At 53.9% G+C, this 14,731-nt stretch carries 19 protein-coding genes; 5 read left to right on the forward strand and 14 right to left on the reverse strand.

The window, feature by feature from the left end; all coding sequences use genetic code 11:
- Both WC488_01755 and WC488_01760 read right to left on the reverse strand, forming a co-directional pair.
- On the reverse strand, positions 1-1,861 hold a 1,861-nt coding region (locus tag WC488_01755), incomplete at its 3' end, for a hypothetical protein (GenBank protein ID MFA5077129.1).
- A gap of 12 nt (positions 1,862-1,873) precedes the next feature.
- Positions 1,874-2,755 carry an ATPase domain-containing protein gene (locus WC488_01760; GenBank protein MFA5077130.1) on the reverse strand — a complete coding sequence of 294 codons (882 nt, stop codon included), beginning with the start codon at positions 2,753-2,755 and terminating at the stop codon, positions 1,874-1,876.
- Positions 2,756-3,086: 331 nt separating this feature from the next.
- Between WC488_01760 and WC488_01765 the strand changes: the two genes are divergently transcribed.
- From WC488_01765 to WC488_01775, 3 genes are all read left to right on the forward strand, one after another.
- On the forward strand, positions 3,087-3,566 hold the full coding sequence (locus WC488_01765) for a hypothetical protein (protein ID MFA5077131.1): 480 nt from the start codon (positions 3,087-3,089) through the stop codon (positions 3,564-3,566).
- Between the two features lie 239 nt (positions 3,567-3,805).
- Positions 3,806-4,300 carry a hypothetical protein gene (locus tag WC488_01770; GenBank protein MFA5077132.1) on the forward strand — a complete coding sequence of 165 codons (495 nt, stop codon included), beginning with the start codon at positions 3,806-3,808 and terminating at the stop codon, positions 4,298-4,300.
- Between the two features lie 88 nt (positions 4,301-4,388).
- Positions 4,389-4,793 (forward strand): cupin domain-containing protein, encoded by a 405-nt coding sequence (locus WC488_01775; GenBank protein ID MFA5077133.1) that lies wholly within the window; start codon positions 4,389-4,391, stop codon positions 4,791-4,793.
- Between the two features lie 37 nt (positions 4,794-4,830).
- Here the strand turns inward: WC488_01775 and WC488_01780 are convergent, their stop codons facing one another.
- The 4 genes from WC488_01780 to WC488_01795 are packed head-to-tail and all read right to left on the reverse strand — an operon-like array spanning position 4,831 to position 8,529.
- A complete protein-coding gene (locus WC488_01780; GenBank protein MFA5077134.1) occupies positions 4,831-7,005 on the reverse strand; it encodes a heavy metal translocating P-type ATPase in 2,175 nt (724 codons plus the stop codon).
- A gap of 13 nt (positions 7,006-7,018) precedes the next feature.
- On the reverse strand, positions 7,019-7,543 hold the full coding sequence (locus WC488_01785; protein MFA5077135.1) for a cupredoxin domain-containing protein: 525 nt from the start codon (positions 7,541-7,543) through the stop codon (positions 7,019-7,021).
- A 4-nt stretch (positions 7,544-7,547) separates the two neighbouring features.
- Entirely contained in the window at positions 7,548-8,318 is a 771-nt protein-coding gene (locus tag WC488_01790; GenBank protein MFA5077136.1) for a hypothetical protein, read from the reverse strand.
- A gap of 13 nt (positions 8,319-8,331) precedes the next feature.
- Positions 8,332-8,529, reverse strand: a complete 198-nt coding sequence (locus WC488_01795) for a cation transporter (GenBank protein MFA5077137.1) — start codon at positions 8,527-8,529, stop codon at positions 8,332-8,334.
- 219 nt (positions 8,530-8,748) lie between these two features.
- Here WC488_01795 and WC488_01800 point away from each other — a divergent pair, with 219 nt between their 5' ends.
- Positions 8,749-9,261 (forward strand): hypothetical protein, encoded by a 513-nt coding sequence (locus tag WC488_01800; GenBank protein MFA5077138.1) that lies wholly within the window; start codon positions 8,749-8,751, stop codon positions 9,259-9,261.
- 103 nt (positions 9,262-9,364) lie between these two features.
- Here WC488_01800 and WC488_01805 read toward each other — a convergent pair whose 3' ends face one another.
- The 5 genes from WC488_01805 to WC488_01825 form a co-directional block, all read right to left on the reverse strand.
- On the reverse strand, positions 9,365-10,315 hold the full coding sequence (locus WC488_01805) for a permease (protein MFA5077139.1): 951 nt from the start codon (positions 10,313-10,315) through the stop codon (positions 9,365-9,367).
- The gene (locus WC488_01810) at positions 10,315-10,551 is read right to left on the reverse strand and encodes a thioredoxin family protein (protein MFA5077140.1); all 237 of its coding nucleotides are present in this window, start codon (positions 10,549-10,551) and stop codon (positions 10,315-10,317) included. The genes WC488_01805 and WC488_01810 overlap by 1 nt, the downstream gene beginning before the upstream one ends.
- Position 10,552: 1 nt before the next feature.
- On the reverse strand, positions 10,553-10,801 hold the full coding sequence (locus WC488_01815) for a metalloregulator ArsR/SmtB family transcription factor (protein MFA5077141.1): 249 nt from the start codon (positions 10,799-10,801) through the stop codon (positions 10,553-10,555).
- An 86-nt stretch (positions 10,802-10,887) separates the two neighbouring features.
- Entirely contained in the window at positions 10,888-11,457 is a 570-nt protein-coding gene (locus tag WC488_01820; GenBank protein MFA5077142.1) for a YdeI/OmpD-associated family protein, read from the reverse strand.
- A 106-nt stretch (positions 11,458-11,563) separates the two neighbouring features.
- Positions 11,564-11,866 (reverse strand): hypothetical protein, encoded by a 303-nt coding sequence (locus tag WC488_01825; protein ID MFA5077143.1) that lies wholly within the window; start codon positions 11,864-11,866, stop codon positions 11,564-11,566.
- Between the two features lie 158 nt (positions 11,867-12,024).
- On the opposite strand from WC488_01825, the gene WC488_01830 reads away from it, so the two are divergent.
- Positions 12,025-12,513 (forward strand): putative immunity protein, encoded by a 489-nt coding sequence (locus tag WC488_01830; protein ID MFA5077144.1) that lies wholly within the window; start codon positions 12,025-12,027, stop codon positions 12,511-12,513.
- 349 nt (positions 12,514-12,862) lie between these two features.
- Here WC488_01830 and WC488_01835 read toward each other — a convergent pair whose 3' ends face one another.
- The 3 genes from WC488_01835 to WC488_01845 form a co-directional block, all read right to left on the reverse strand.
- Positions 12,863-13,807, reverse strand: coding sequence for a Fic family protein (locus tag WC488_01835; protein ID MFA5077145.1), 945 nt, complete (start codon positions 13,805-13,807; stop codon positions 12,863-12,865).
- Between the two features lie 47 nt (positions 13,808-13,854).
- Entirely contained in the window at positions 13,855-14,199 is a 345-nt protein-coding gene (locus tag WC488_01840; protein ID MFA5077146.1) for a hypothetical protein, read from the reverse strand.
- 207 nt (positions 14,200-14,406) lie between these two features.
- On the reverse strand, positions 14,407-14,731 hold a 325-nt coding region (locus tag WC488_01845), incomplete at its 5' end, for an excinuclease ABC subunit UvrA (GenBank protein MFA5077147.1).

Consider the following 14,731-nt stretch of genomic DNA (forward strand, 5'->3'; position numbering starts at 1 on the left):
TGTACACTGTGCACGAGCCGCTCGAACTCCGCTTCATGTAAAGCGCGAGCTGGAACGGGGTCGGATATTCGGAGATGTTGACGTTGTTCAAGTGCACGTATCCGTAAGAAGTGCTCGTCCTGTTTCCCGCCGCGATCACATCCCCGCTCACCCTCACTTCGAAAAGGACAGTGCACCCGCTCGCGCTCGCAGAAATTTCAACCGATATGTTGGCCAAATCCCCGTTCTTCGCGCCGATCGTGAGGCTCTTCACCTGCGTGAAGCCGGTGTTAGTGGTGCTCACCACCGCATTGCTCGTCACGTTGGTGACGTTCCAGGCCATGGAGCCTGAGCGGTCAAGCACAAGCATGAGGTCAACTGAAACCACGCCGAAGCTCTGGTTGTATATCCCTCCGCTGTTGTTCAGCACGTCGACGCACTGCGCGTATACATCATGGTATCCCACGGCCATCTCCCCTATGTTGTAATAATAATCCTCGGTCGGGGAGTCATACGCCCCGTCCGCGGGCTCAGCATCAATCCACGCCCCGTCGTCCACCTTCACGACGCACTTCTTTATGTTGCGGTTCCCGGTGTAGTAATCCGTAGCCGACCCGCTCATGCTTATGTTGGTGAGCGTTGTCGGGTATTCAGTATGGTTCATGAACGTTATTATCGGCCCTATCACATCTGCCATGGTGACGTTGAAATACAGGTACGCGGTAGGGCCGCGGTTCCCCGCGGCGTCCGTGCAGTCCACCCATGCCACGTGCTGCCCGTTGGTGTGCTTGCCCACGTTCCTGTCCACCTGCTCCAGCACTGAGTGCGAGAACGTGCCATCCACCGCGTCCATGTCCGTCCACGCCCCGTCGTCTATCTTCACTCTCGCGGATTGGATGAAGCTTGCTCCGGTTGCCGTGTCGTTGCACAGTGCAGTCACCGTCACGTTGTCAATAGTGCTCGCGTTCTCCGGGCTGGCATTAATCAGGCTCACAACCGGGCCGAGAACGTCCTGGGTCGGGCCGCAGCAGCAGTTCGGGGCCCCGACTCCGCAGGTGTAATCGTTCGCCGAAACGTAGTCCTCCCCGTTGGCCACGCACATGGTCGGAGTGGCCCTGCACGTCCCGCTGTCGTAGCCCCTCGCGAGGCACAATCCGGTGCAGCTGGTCTCCCTGTTCACGTGCACATTCAGGTTCACCACGCACGAACCGTCGTTTTCGCTGTCCACGACCACCGTGCCCGTGTATGTTCCAGGAGCCTGTTCCGGCGGGATGCTGAAATCAATCTGGAGGTTGGCGCTCTCGCCTTTCGGTATTGTTTCAGGGAGCGAGCCTATGGAGGCAATAGCGGCCACCGAACCGGAGAGCACGGAAGTCAGTCCGGTAACCTCGGAGTCCGCGTTGTTCGAAACCACTATATCCTCGCTTTCGCTCCCGCTCGAATTGAACGCCTTGCTCAGGAACTGCGGGTCGCACGCGAGCCCGGCCTGCCCTATGAGCACCTTTCCCGTCTCCAGGTACTGGACCAGCACCTTCTGCCTGCCCCTGGCCGAGGGAAGCCCCCCTACCAGATCGGCCTTCGCGTTGGCAAAAACGTCCGTAGTGCCGCCAGAAGTCTGTATGGTGAGCACAATCCTCCTTCCGCTTATATTCACCTGCGTGATGTCCTGGGGAAGGTAAACTTCCACGTATTCCTTGGTGTTCGGGCCGAGTGCGTACACGTAATCCGCGGATCCGGAAAGCCGCCCCACCGCATCCTCGGCCTGTGAAATCTTCAGGCTGTCCGCGGAATATGCTGTAGCAAGGTAAAACGTGACAGCCACCACCGTCAAAGCCATGGCTATCACGAGAAGCTGTTCCAGGGATGCCTGCGCCTTCTTCATTTTATAACCTGACTACAAATGCTTCCACTTCCAGGAATGGTGGCCCTTGGACCTGAAAGCGCTTAGATTCATCGTGCTCTGGTCTTTGGGCTGGGCCTTTATCTTATTTTTCTTGGCTTTCACTTTTTTTGCAGCATGCTCCCCCGCTCCATTTCCAGGCACCGGCCCTGGGCCGCCCCCTCTGCCCATCCCGTCCCCTATGGATATGCCCCTGTCGCCTATGTCAAAGCCGTACATTCCAAGCGGATGCTTGGTGGCCCGCATCTTCCTAACGGATATGGCGCGCCTCGACATATGCGGCCTCTTTTCGTCTTTTATGAGCGAGAGCACTATCACTCCGTCCACTATGAACTCCTCTATGCCGGTGGTCGAGAATATCTCCGCGTTGTCCTTTATGTCTGAAATCACTATCGCCGTGCAGCCCATCTTTTTTATTTCCCTGTCCAGCTGGACCAGGCCGTGCCTTATCTGGTTGGGGTCGCTGAAATAGGTGAGGAGCACGGAATACGAATCCACCACCAGCCTCTTCGCACCTATCTTTTCAATGGAATCCGCGATTATCTGCTTCAGCGAATCGAACTTGTAGATTTCGGGCTTTATCACCATCATCTTTTTCTTCTCTATCAATTCGTCAAGGTCCCAGCCGAAAAGGCTCATGTTGTTTACCAGGCTTTGGGGGCTTTCTTCCAGCGTGACGTAAACCCCCGGTTCGTCAGAGTATCTGGCGCCCTGGTAAAGAAATTGCATTGCGAACGTGCTTTTCCCGGTTCCGCAGGCGCCGGAAAGGAGCGTGATTGTTTTCTGCGGAAGGCCGCCTTGGAGCATGCTGTCAAGCCGCGGGAATCCGGTGGACACCCGCACAATCCTCGTATCCTGCTTTTTCTTGGCAAACATGGACTCACCTGAAACTCCGCCTGCGCATGGAAGACTTTTTGAGCTGCGCGTTCCAAGCATGGCCCGGAAACCTGTTTACCTTTTCGGGCTTTGCATCTTCCATGCCCTTTCCTTTCGTGTTCCTACCGATCCAATCTACTTTTGCGTTAACTTATTTAAACTATTCGTGCCGCCCGCTCCGGAAAAACACGCCCGCGCAAATCATTTCTCGAAAACCTCCTTATTGCGACAAGCGGGCTGGAATCCTTCCCGCGCAAACCATAGTAAAATATATAAAGATAATTGCCGAGCGTCTTAGTTGTATTCCAGGGTAGCCTGGAATGGTGGTTAAATGAATATGAAAGGCGACACTAAAAACAAAAGAGGCCAGGCGGCACTCGACTTCCTGATGACATACGGATGGGCAATAGCACTGGTCGTGATTATTGCCGCAGTGCTGTTTGCATTAGGCGTCTTCGACGTGAACAACTTCGTGGGCAACAAGGCCGTGGGGTTCTCCCAGATAGCAGTGAAGGGTTGGGGGCTTAGTCCAGCAGGAACCATGACAATCAAGCTGAGCAACCAGGCCGGCGTTCCCGTGAGCATTGACAACGTTTCAATCGTAATCGGAAACACCACTGCGACTATGAGCGGTCTGCCGGTTTCGCTCACTACTGGAGCCGATTCGAGCATACTCAGCACATCTGCAGCTGCTTTCGGGGCCCAGACGGCAGGTTCAAGTTATACAGCGAAGGTGACCATCTCATACACGGACACCAACGCGAACTTCCCGTACGTAACCTCGGGCACCATAACCGGAAAGGTAGCATAACCTTCCCATTTTTTATATTTTTTATTTCAACCTGCCTCCGTTTTTCCAGTTTACCCAGCATCAGGGCAATCTTTAAATTCCTGCTCCTATTTCCTCTAAATGGTGAATTTATGAAATACCTGATTGGATTCCTGGTTGCTTTCGGCCTGCTCTCCATGGGCTGCGTCAACACCCCGCCAGGAGGGGACCGCGATTCCCACGGCTGCATCCCGTCCGCTGGATATACGTGGTGCGACGCTATGCAGCAGTGCATAAGGCCCTGGGAGCAGAACTGTACCTTGGTGCTGGATGGCAACGACACCGACTCGCACGGCTGCATAGGTTCAGCCGGTTACACGTGGTGCGACACGCTCCAGAAATGCATGCGGCCCTGGGAGGAAAATTGCACCGCGATGCTGGTTGGAAACGACAGCGACGAGCATGGCTGCATAGGCAGCGCTGGTTACACGTGGTGCGCGGCCAAGGCTAAGTGCATCAGGGTGTGGGAGGAAAACTGCACGAATTCCTCGCTTGAGCCTGAAGCCCGGGAATTCTGCGGAGATGAAAACATTTCCGCGGTTTACGTGTGCGGGGAATACATACGCACCGTGAGTTCCCTCATGGGCGGCGGCTCCACCTTCTACACGAACGGGACGAAAGTGGTGCAGTGCCCTGTGGTCGGCCCGGATTCTATGAGCGACCAGTGCAAGCAGCTCCTGCTCGGGAACAACTGCGCGGAGCAGCAGGTCTGCTGAACTCTTCTTTTTTGCATTTTTTATTATTCTCATCTTCAGCGCAGATACGAGTAAAAATCTTGGGTTTGAATGTCATTGGGTGATACGCATGGCAAAGAAAGGTTACGCAACCAATCTTGAAAAGCAGACCGAGGATAACGATAATTTCAGGCAGGTGCTTTACACCGGGAAACACAGCCAGCTCGTGCTCATGAGCCTCAACCCTGGCGAGGAAATCGGGATGGAAGTGCACGAGCACTTGGACCAGTTCTTCAGGTTCGAGTCCGGCGAGGGCATCGTCCTCATAGACGGGGTTCAGCACAAAGTGTCCGACGGCTCCGGAGTGATCGTGCCAGCCGGCGCGAACCACAACGTGATTAACGCCTCCAAGACTTCCAAGCTGAAGCTTTACACGATATATTCACCCCCTGAGCACCAGGACAAGGTGGTTAAGCGCACCAAAGCCGATGCATTGGCCCAGCCCGAGGAATACGACGGCAAACCCACGGAATGAATGCTGGCCGGCCCATACTGCCAACCTTGCGCTTCTGCTACTGCTTCCAGAGGTGCAGGGTGAGCGCATTGGCCACTACTGACAGGCTGGAAAGCGCCATCGCCCCTCCTGCAATCGCCGGAGATAGCAATATCCCGAAATTCGGATAAAGCAGGCCAGCCGCAATCGGTATGCCGATTGCATTGTAAACGAGCGCCCAGAAGAAGTTCTGCCTTATCTTCCCGACCGTCGCCCTTCCGAGCCTGAACGCACTCACCACGTCCATGGGTTCAGAGCGCATGAGCACCACATCCCCGGTTTCTATCGCGACGTCGGTCCCCGAGCCCATGGCCAGGCCCAGGTCAGCGCTCGCGAGCGCAGGCGCGTCGTTTATCCCGTCCCCGACCATCGCTACCCTGAAGCCTTTCCCCTCAATTTCCTTCACTTTCGCGGCTTTCTCATCAGGCATCACCCCGGCAATCACGTTCGTGATTCCGGCCCTGGAAGCGATTGCGTCAGCAGTTTTCCCGTTGTCCCCGGTGAGCATCCACACCTCCAACCCGAGCCCGCGAAGCTCCTTCACAGCCCTTGGCGAGCCTTCCTTCAGCGAATCAGAAAGCGCGAGCGCCCCCAGCACGCGCGCGTCCATCGCCACGAACATCACTGTTTTCGCTTCTGCCTCGAGCCGCTTCGCCTCTTTCACCAGGTCCGCATCCGGCTTGGCGCCGGCTTCCAGAATCAGCTTCATGTTTCCAACGTATGCAGTATGCGTTCCGATTTTGCAGTGCACGCCCTTTCCTGCAACCGCCTTGAAACTGCTTGTTCTGCCCAATTTCACTCCCTTCATCTCGGCCTCATCTGTTATCGCCCTGCCCAGCGGGTGTTCTGACCCGTGCTCGGCGCTCGCGGCCAGCCAGAGCACCTCCCCTGCGTCCACGCCTTTCGCGGCCAGAACGTCCGTGACCCTCGGCTTGCCGAGCGTGAGCGTGCCTGTCTTGTCGAACACGACCGCGTTCACCGAACTCATCCTCTCCAGGGCCTGGGCGTTCTTGAACAGTATCCCTTTCCCGGCCCCGATTCCTGTCCCGACCATTATCGCTGTCGGGGTGGCAAGGCCCAGCGCGCACGGGCACGCTATGACCAGCACGTCCACCGCGAGCACCAGAGCGAAAGACGTTTCCGCGCCCATAGCGAATTTCCAGACCAGGAAAGTTGCGAGCGCAATCACAACCACGACCGGCACGAACACTGCGCTCACGCCGTCCGCGAACCTCTGTATCTCGGCCCTGCTTCCCTGCGCGTCCTCGACCATCTGCACTATCCGCGCAAGCGCGGTTTCGCTCCCGACTTTTTCCGCCCGCACGTGAAGGACCCCCTGCGCGTTGAGCGTTCCGCCGAAAACCGCGCTCCCCTCTTCTTTTTCCGCAGGCATGCTCTCCCCGGTGAGCATGGATTCGTCCACCGAGCTTTCGCCTTCAATCACCTTTCCGTCAGCGGGTATGCGCTCCCCTGGCCTTACCAGCATCTCTTCTCCGCGCCCAATTTCGGACGCAGGGATTCGGACTTCCTTTCCTTCCCTTACAACCGTCGCCATTTTCGGGGAAAGGTCCAGGAGCTTCCTTATCGCTTCGGAAGTTTTGCCCCGGGCAATCGCTTCCAGGTATTTGCCCAGCACCACGAGTGTGATAAGGCTCGCGCCCACTTCGAAATATTGCTCTGCTGCTAAACCCAGGAGCGCGAACACGCTGTATGCGTACGCAGTGCTGGTCCCAAGCGCTACCAGCGTGTCCATGGAGGCGCTCATGTTCCTTGCCGCGGAAATAGCCCCCTGGTAAAACTGCCTGCCCACCCAAAACTGCACCGGGGTCGCGAGCAGGAAAAGAATTTCCATCCTGTAAGGGGCATCCATCGCGAACATCCCTATGTAAACAGCAGGGAGTGTGAACAAAATCCCGAGCACGAGCCTGCGCCTCAAATCCCCGAGTTCAGCCTTGCGCATCTTTTCCTCCTGGTCGTGGCCCACCTCGGTCGAAGCGCCGTATCCTAGCTCCCTGATTCCGGCCAGTAGTGCGTCCACTCCCACTACGCCCTCTTCGTATTCTATCCGCGCCCTGCCAGAAGCGTAGTTCACGCTGGCGTTGAGCACCCCATGCGTCCTGGCAAGCTTTCTGGTTATGAGCGCGGCGCAGCTCGCGCAGTCCATTCCGCTCACCGCGATATCCTGTTTTTTCATATTCCAACCTGCATCAGTTCCTGGCCCCACCACAACCGCAGCTGCCTTCTAGCCCGCAGGTTTCTCCGGCTGCAGGAGCCTGGCTTGCGTTTTGCACCGGTGTTGCGCTTCCATTTTTAGGCTCCACGATGAATGTGCCTGCCCCCATGCCCATGTTGCACGATGTTTTGTAAGTTCCAGGCTTGTCAGCAACGAACTCAAGCACGTTGTTCCCCTGCGAAACCGTTATTTTCTGCCCCAGGCCCCAGATGTTGAAGACGCTCATGCATCCCACGAACGACTGCGGGTCAAGCGCCAGCCTTACCGCGGTGCCTTCCATTACGCGTATTTCCCTGGGTTCGTAGTAGCCGTTCACCACTTTTATATTGAACGTTTGCGCGCTTCCGCCCTGGGCCTGCACCGAGCCGGATGAATTCGGTTCCGAACCAGGCAAATACGGACTTGGATTCAGCCCGTTCTGCGCTGCAACCGCGCTGCCAGCAACCCATCCGGCAAACGCCAGCAGCACCGCAATCGCGGCTATCTCATGTTTTTTCATCCCATCACCCTGCGAAAACCGGCCCTGAAGCCGGTCCGTACACCATCATCCATGCCAGGACTGCGAAAAAGACCACATTAATGCTCGTAAGCGAGAACAGCGAAGGCGCATTCCATCCTGACAACCCGAGCTCCTCCACCTGCATGTGCGCGAGCCCGAGCAATATCGCAACGCATATCGCGGTTATGAATGCCAGGAACGGCACCAGCGGCTCTGCGAGGAGCATGACCGAAAGCATCGCGCCCATAGTCCCTGCCATGAGCCCAGCCATCATGCCTTCCATTACGCCCATTATCCCGCACCTCCTGCCTGCCCACACTCCGGCTGCCAGCCCGGCCGAGGTGGCAGTCACGCTGCCCCAGAACATTCCGTTCGAAGCCCCGAGCAGGGCGCCCGGAACGAATCCGGCCATCATGCCGAACGTCATGCCTTCCATCATGCCGGTCATGCACGTCACCCTCTTCCCGTATGCGCTGTACTGAACCCCTGAAGCCACCAGCACGACGGTTGCAATCGCGCCAAGGGCCAGGAGCGGAAGCTTGGCCTGCGCGAATCCCGGCTGGTGTTTCCAGGCTGCCAGGTAACCTATTCCGATTAATGCGAACAGCAGTGCCAGCGCGGCAAGGGATTTCACCGCCAAGTCGCGCTCTGTGCTCAATTTTCCATGCTTTGCGAAATCCCCCAGCGCCTTTCCGAAGCTGAACCCTCCGCCTGTGGATTCGGCTCCTGCGCCGCTGCCTTTGCTGTCCTCCCCAGAATCAATTTCGCCCGCCATCCAACCACTCAGTCTAATATACCGCGTATCCTTCTGCGCCAATCGCTTTTTTCACGGCCTCCAGGCCTTTCTCATCCGCTACCGAAACCCTTATTTCGGATTTATTGTAGTCCGCGGACAGCATCCTGCCTCCGGCTTCTTTGGCCGCCATCTCCACGAGTTTTCCGCAGCTCGCGCAGTGCATCCCCTTCACTTTGATAGTTTTTTCCATTCCATCACCTTTATCTTTCAAATCTTAATCAACCTTCTCCTGCAAATTTTCGTTTCGGCTTGCAGGAGCATTATTTCATTTGCCTGAAACAATACATATTTCTTGCTGAAACAATGGTTCATTTGGATGAAACAATGCTTTCCCCTGCCGAAACAATAGATATATATTCCTGAAACAGGCCAATAGATTCTACAAAATCCGTCTGTGAGAGGCGCTACTATGATAAGGAATCTCCAGTTCAACCAAAGGCTTCTTCTTTCCATCGCCCTTATTTCCGGGTTTGTCCTGCTTGTACTCGCAATGCTCATGAGCTACATCCTTGCGTCCAGCGGCTCGCCGCCCTCGCCATTAGTGGATTTGCTTTTCCGCTACCATTTCGAGATGATGCTTCTTGTCTCGGTGCTGGGGATAGTGGTCGGGGCAAGCGTCTATTTCCTCATGCACCAGAGCGTGGAAATCAAGAGCCAGGAATCCAAGTTCAACGCCAACCTGCTCCTGAATTTCCTGAGCCGCGAGGAGAAAGCCGCGATTGAGTATCTTGTGCAGAACGAAGGGCACACGACCCAGTCCCAGATTTCCAGGCTGGAAGGAATGACCCGGCTCCGCGCCCACCGGCTCGTGCTGCGCCTCGTGGAAAAGAAAATCATAAGGCTGGAAAAGCTCGGAAAGACCAACCAGCTCTGGCTCGCTCCTGAAATATACGAAGCGCTGCGCAAGCCGTCTTCCCCATAAAGACCGCTGAACCGTTTTCTTGATTGTATCTGTAAATTGTATCGCGTGCGCATAACGCAATTTACAGATGCCGAGAAAATTTACGAAATTTTCTCGTTGCCCTTCAGCCCAGGGCCGCGTTGAACACGTATCCGGTTATGGTGAAAGAAACGAACAGCACCAGCGCGAATACCGCGAGGAGCTTCGGCTTAAGCACCTTCCTGAGTATTATCATCTCCGGAAGCGAGAGCCCGATTACGCTCATCATGAACGCGAGCGCAGTTCCGGTGGCCATTCCTTTGGAGATAAGCACCCCCACTATGGGAACCATCCCGGCCGCATTGGAATAAAGCGGTATGCCAATCAGCACTGCCATCGGAACCGCAAGCGGATTGTTTTTCCCTGCTATCGATGCGAGGAAATCCGCAGGCGCATACCCGTGTATCAATCCGCCTATCGCGATGCCCAATGCCACGTAGGGCAGTACCTTGAGCGTTATATTCTTTGATTCAGAAATCCCGAATTCAACCCGCTGTTTCCATTCCATTTTGTTTTCAGCCGTCTTTTTCGCCTTTATTTTGTAAACAAAATCCTCGACTTCATTTTCGAGCTTGAGCCGCCCTATCGCCACTCCAGCAGCTATCGCTATCACCAATCCGCTTATCACGTAAAGCGCGGCAATTTCCCAGCCGAACATCGCGAGCAGCATGGTCGCTGCAACCTCGTTTATCAAAGGCGAAGCTATCAGGAAAGAGAACGTCACCCCGAGGGGCACCCCGGCCTCCACGAACCCTATGAACAAAGGCACCGCGGAGCACGAGCAAAACGGCGTGGGAATCCCCAAAAGCGCGGCAAGCACATTCCCCGTCCCCTCGCGTCTGCCTCCGAGCAACTTCTTCACCTTTTCAGGAGTGATGAAGGTGCGCGCTATGCCCACAAAGAAAACAATGATGGCCAAGAGAAGGGTTACCTTAATGGAATCGTATACGAAGAAATTTACCGCTGCGCCAATTTGGGTTTCCTTAGCCAAGCCGAATATTGAATAGGTGAGCCAATCCGCGAATTCCTGAATCATCAAACCGCCCCCAGAATCCTCTTTATCTCCTCAACTTCAGGAACCCTTCCGTAAACCCTGACTTCGTCATCAACAACCAGCGCCGGTGTGGACATCACGCCATACGCGGCTATTTTCCCGTAATCCTGGACCTTTTCGACATCCGCGCTTATCCCGAGCTGTTCGCACGCCTTTTTCACGTTCGCCTCGAGTTTTTTGCAGTTCGCACAGCCGCTCCCAAGAACCTTTATTTTCATCCTACCACCTTGAAATGTCCCTGAGCACCCGCATGCCTTTTTCTGAAACAGAGTATAATCTTTTCACCCCCGCCCTCTTCACTCTTACCAATTTTGCCTCAAGAAGGACCTTCAAATGCTGGGAGACCGCAGGCTGGCTCGTCCCCACAAACTTAGGAAGCTCGCATGCGCATATCTCCCGCTTGCTTATTTTTTCGAGCAATTTGAGGCGGGTTTCGTCAGCGACGGCCCTGATGATTTTTGCCTCCATACGTATAAGTATAAACTTATATATTTAAAACAGCCGCGTACCAGCATCATCGCAATATTGGCTTTCGCAATTTCCAGGACTGCTCATCATTCTTTCACGAACCCGAACCTTTTGTTTTTCGCAGTCAGTTTTATGAAATTCGTCAAACTCCTGCGAAACGCCTCCTCGCCCTGGCGCCTGCGGTGCTGTATGTAAGCGATTCGTATCCGCTTGTAGCTTTCCGGGAGTTTTTGGAAGTGCTTCCACGCATCCGGGTTTTTCCTGATTGCCTTTAAGATATTTTCCGGCACGATGAAACCTCCGTGGTCCGAATCCGGAAGGTATGCATGCGACACCGCAGCAAGTCCCTCCTTCCTCATCCTCTTTTCTGCAACCAGCTTACGTATCCTTTCCTTGTTCATCTGGGAGAGCTGGCTTCCCGGCCTTCGCGGGGAAAACCTCTGGGCGAATCTTTCCCCATCAATGCTTTTTACGATGCTGTCTATCCACCCGAAGCACAATGCCTCCTCCACCGCGTCGTTGTACGGAATCCGCGGCTTCCCGGAAGCTTTTTTGTAGTATATCAGCCAGATTTCCCTCTCTCCCCTGTAATGCGCGGAGAGCCAGGCGCGCCATGCCTCCCTGTCCTTGACATAAAGCGTTTTTCCTATATCCATGCACAAATCTGGGACGCATCACTTATAATTGCCTGGTTTGGTAAGACTAGGGATGCTGCCCCAAGCGGGAAAAGATTTTATATCCCAGCCTCGATATCCGTTCACGTCAAAACGCCTGTTTGCCCTTCATTTCGGCAAAAACCGCCACACCCAGGATAGCGAGCATCACAAATCCCACCTTGCACGAATAGTGCTCTGCATCGGTTGTGTCAGGTGGTTGGGGCCATCCAGCCATCACATCCGCCTCGCACTGCGTTACGCAGTCATCGAAGCCGGTTTGAGGATGGCGGCAGTTATCGAAATCGTCATCCCAATTTCCATTGTAAGTCTGGCAGCAGCTGTGCTCGCAGTCACTGGCAGCGAAGGCGAGCGGCGCGAGAAGCAATACGAGCAACGCAATCGTTTTCATGGTCTCACCGCTGCCTATTCCAGGCCAAGCCTTTTATTGCCTTTTGCATCCTGGGGGCCCAGGCAGCGCCTTTACAGTGCTGGCTTGCCGAGATGCTAAATTGGCGTCAGGTAAATTTTAGATCTGTTTATAAAATTTGGATGATTGTACTAAAAGCGATGAAGAAATTCAGCAAACAGGACCAGAGATTGCTGGCAATCTGGGCTGCGAACTGTTCTGAGCGGGTGCTTCCGTTTTTTGAGAACGCATACCCGAAGGATAATCGGCCCCGCAAAGCCATAGAGGTATGTAGGATATGGATTCGCACGGGCGTGTTTAGGATGGCCGACATACGCAAGGCTTCGCTCACAGCCCATGCCGCTGCACGCGAAGCGAAAGAAAACAACGCGGCTTGCTTCGCCGCGCGTGCAGCAGGCCAGGCAGTGGCGACTGCACATGTTCCCCAGCACGCTTTCGGTGCTGCCTACTACGCCCTCAAAGCTGTTGCAGCAGTCGACCCTGCCAATGCCATCAAGATTGCCAAAGAACGCAATTGGCAATCACGGCGCCTTCCTGGAAATCTAAGGCAGGAAATCATGGACAGAGTACTTATCCTGAAAAATGATTCCGGAATTGCCATCAAAATACAAAAAGGCAAGGATTTTTAAAAAAATTCCATTAGGGAAATTTGTTGGTCGTCTAACTTTCCTAGGTAGATCAGCCAAAGGAAAGTGTATCAGTCCGTCCTATTGAACGTCCAATAAAACGTCGACACGTTTTATGGACCACAAAACGAATTGTCGTTTTGTCGGTCGGAACGTTCAATGGATCCCTTGTTCGTAACGACGAACAATTGGACCGCCAGGCTCTCGTTCCTTTGGTCTGCTGACCAAAAGCTCCAAAAGTCTTCGACTTTCGGATCGTCTGCCTGAGGCACGCTGGTTTTTAGACACACAGCTCATTTCCTAGGAAATTTCCGCGGAAATGGGTGACTACAAAAATAGCAAGTGTAGTCACCTATGCTTTCTTCAGCATCTTTTTCAGGTTGCGGTATTCCTTAAGCATTAGTTCGATAGTCGGGCGCAGATTGTGCTCTTTTTCGTATGTTTGCAGCGCATCATAATATTCGCGTCTGTTCCTCAACTCGATGTTCAGCGGCGGCATGTTGTGCTTCAGGAGAATGTTGTTCAGTAGGAGCCTTCCAACCCTTCCGTTGCCGTCCTGGAACGGATGTATGTTCTCGAACTGGTTGTGCACCACTGCTGCAAGCACGAGCGGAGAGTATCTTTTCATATTCTTCGCATACCATCTTACGAGCTCGTTGAGCATGCCTCTGACTTCTGCAGACGGCGCGCCCCGGTGAACGATGTTTCCGCGTGCATCTGCAACCACAACTTCAACTCCTTTTTTCCGAAATTCTCCGGCGAACATTTTCGAGTTCTTGAACACTATCCTGTGTAGTTCGAGAATCAGTTTGAGGGAGATGTGTTCCTTCGCCTTCCTCACGTATCTGATTGCTTCGGCCACGCCATATGTTTCGGCTATCTCTTCCTTGGACCGGTCTCTGGGCCATTTCCTTTTTTCCAGCACGTCCGCGACTTCCTTAGCCTCAACGGTCGAGCCCTCTATCGCGTTAGTATCATAGGTGAAAGCTTCCGTGAACCTGGCCCATTCTTCTTCGGAAAGATGCGAGATTCCCAGTCCACCCTTCGCTTCCAGGGTTTTCAGCCCTTCAAGTTCGGACGGGGAAAGCGCAGTTATGTACGGATCCTGGATAGCGTTTAGCCTTGCGATGCGTTCCAGAATCTCCTTTTCACCAATTTTTTTCCTGACCTCCACCTCCGCTTCGTTCAGATCAAGCCCTAGATAAAACCTCAACTTGAGGACACGGCCGTTTTTCCGGTAAGAATGTGCCAGATAATATTTTCTATGCTCTCCACTCTCTCTGATTTCAACGTGCATGCCATTTTATAGGTGACTACATTATTTAAATGTTACTGTTCGGGTGACTACCGACAAGCCACGTCAGGCTCTCGTTCCTTTGGTCTGCTGACCAAAAGCTCCAAAAGTCTTCGACTTTCGGATCGTCTGCCTGAGCTACATAAAAAACAGGGCACGTGGTGCGTTTCTGCAGAATCATTTTTCATCGCCAGTTTCAACAAAGTGAAAATTTTCAGTTCGTCAATGCTGCCCAAGTCCTTGATTTCAATATGCCCAGTTTCTTTGCCCGTGCAGTCCAGGAGTTTCTGCTTTTCCTTTGGAATTTCTTTCAGCGAGAATCCGATATTGACGCGATCCTTCAAGGCCACTATGTAGCACGCCCCATTCGCATAGCCCAAAACGCCCCATTTCATCTTCTCTTCGATCCCCCGGGCATTTTTTGAAGATTAATCCTCTCAGCGCATTGTTTATCTCGCGTTTTTTCGGGTCCCGCTTTTCTATGTATCCATCCGCAGTCAAGACTGCCATTAGTCCCACCTGCGGCAGATTGGGAACCGAGGCTTTAAGTAGATCTGGCATCGGTCTTTTCAGTCTCATTTCATCTTTGCCGCTGCGAAGACTTATCCGAGGGTTTTTTTCAGGTACTCGCCAGTATAGCTGTTTTGGCATTTAATGAGCGCTTCTGGTGTGCCTTCAAACAGGATTGTGCCGCCTTTTTTCCCGCCTTCAGGCCCCATATCTATAATCCAGTCTGCGTGCTTTATGACGTCCAGATTGTGTTCTATGACGACGACAGTGTTGGTGTTATCCACGAGCGAGTTGATCATCCGCATAAGTTTCTCCGTGTCTGCCAGATGGAGTCCCGTCGTCGGCTCATCCATGACGTAGATTTTTCCTTTCCTGTGGAGTTCGGAAGCGAGCTTTATCCTCTGGGCTTCGCCTCCG

The sequence above is a fragment of the Candidatus Micrarchaeia archaeon genome, from assembly GCA_041650355.1.
In the GTDB taxonomy this organism is placed as follows: domain Archaea; phylum Micrarchaeota; class Micrarchaeia; order Anstonellales; family Bilamarchaeaceae; genus JAHJBR01.

Bases quoted from the DNA above. Each gene is read 5' to 3' on its own strand.
- WC488_01825 (MFA5077143.1), bottom strand. From the start codon at position 11,866: ATGAAAACGATTGCGTTGCTCGTATTGCTTCTCGCGCCGCTCGCCTTC.
- WC488_01800 (MFA5077138.1), top strand. From the start codon at position 8,749: ATGATAAGGAATCTCCAGTTCAACCAAAGGCTTCTTCTTTCCATCGCC.
- WC488_01795 (MFA5077137.1), bottom strand. From the start codon at position 8,529: ATGGAAAAAACTATCAAAGTGAAGGGGATGCACTGCGCGAGCTGCGGA.
- WC488_01775 (MFA5077133.1), top strand. From the start codon at position 4,389: ATGGCAAAGAAAGGTTACGCAACCAATCTTGAAAAGCAGACCGAGGAT.
- WC488_01785 (MFA5077135.1), bottom strand. From the start codon at position 7,543: ATGAAAAAACATGAGATAGCCGCGATTGCGGTGCTGCTGGCGTTTGCC.
- WC488_01760 (MFA5077130.1), bottom strand. From the start codon at position 2,755: ATGTTTGCCAAGAAAAAGCAGGATACGAGGATTGTGCGGGTGTCCACC.
- WC488_01835 (MFA5077145.1), bottom strand. From the start codon at position 13,807: ATGCACGTTGAAATCAGAGAGAGTGGAGAGCATAGAAAATATTATCTG.
- WC488_01790 (MFA5077136.1), bottom strand. From the start codon at position 8,318: ATGGCGGGCGAAATTGATTCTGGGGAGGACAGCAAAGGCAGCGGCGCA.
- WC488_01770 (MFA5077132.1), top strand. From the start codon at position 3,806: ATGCAGCAGTGCATAAGGCCCTGGGAGCAGAACTGTACCTTGGTGCTG.
- WC488_01765 (MFA5077131.1), top strand. From the start codon at position 3,087: ATGAATATGAAAGGCGACACTAAAAACAAAAGAGGCCAGGCGGCACTC.
- WC488_01820 (MFA5077142.1), bottom strand. From the start codon at position 11,457: ATGGATATAGGAAAAACGCTTTATGTCAAGGACAGGGAGGCATGGCGC.
- WC488_01810 (MFA5077140.1), bottom strand. From the start codon at position 10,551: ATGAAAATAAAGGTTCTTGGGAGCGGCTGTGCGAACTGCAAAAAACTC.
- WC488_01805 (MFA5077139.1), bottom strand. From the start codon at position 10,315: ATGATTCAGGAATTCGCGGATTGGCTCACCTATTCAATATTCGGCTTG.
- WC488_01840 (MFA5077146.1), bottom strand. From the start codon at position 14,199: ATGAAATGGGGCGTTTTGGGCTATGCGAATGGGGCGTGCTACATAGTG.
- WC488_01815 (MFA5077141.1), bottom strand. From the start codon at position 10,801: ATGGAGGCAAAAATCATCAGGGCCGTCGCTGACGAAACCCGCCTCAAA.
- WC488_01830 (MFA5077144.1), top strand. From the start codon at position 12,025: ATGAAGAAATTCAGCAAACAGGACCAGAGATTGCTGGCAATCTGGGCT.
- WC488_01780 (MFA5077134.1), bottom strand. From the start codon at position 7,005: ATGAAAAAACAGGATATCGCGGTGAGCGGAATGGACTGCGCGAGCTGC.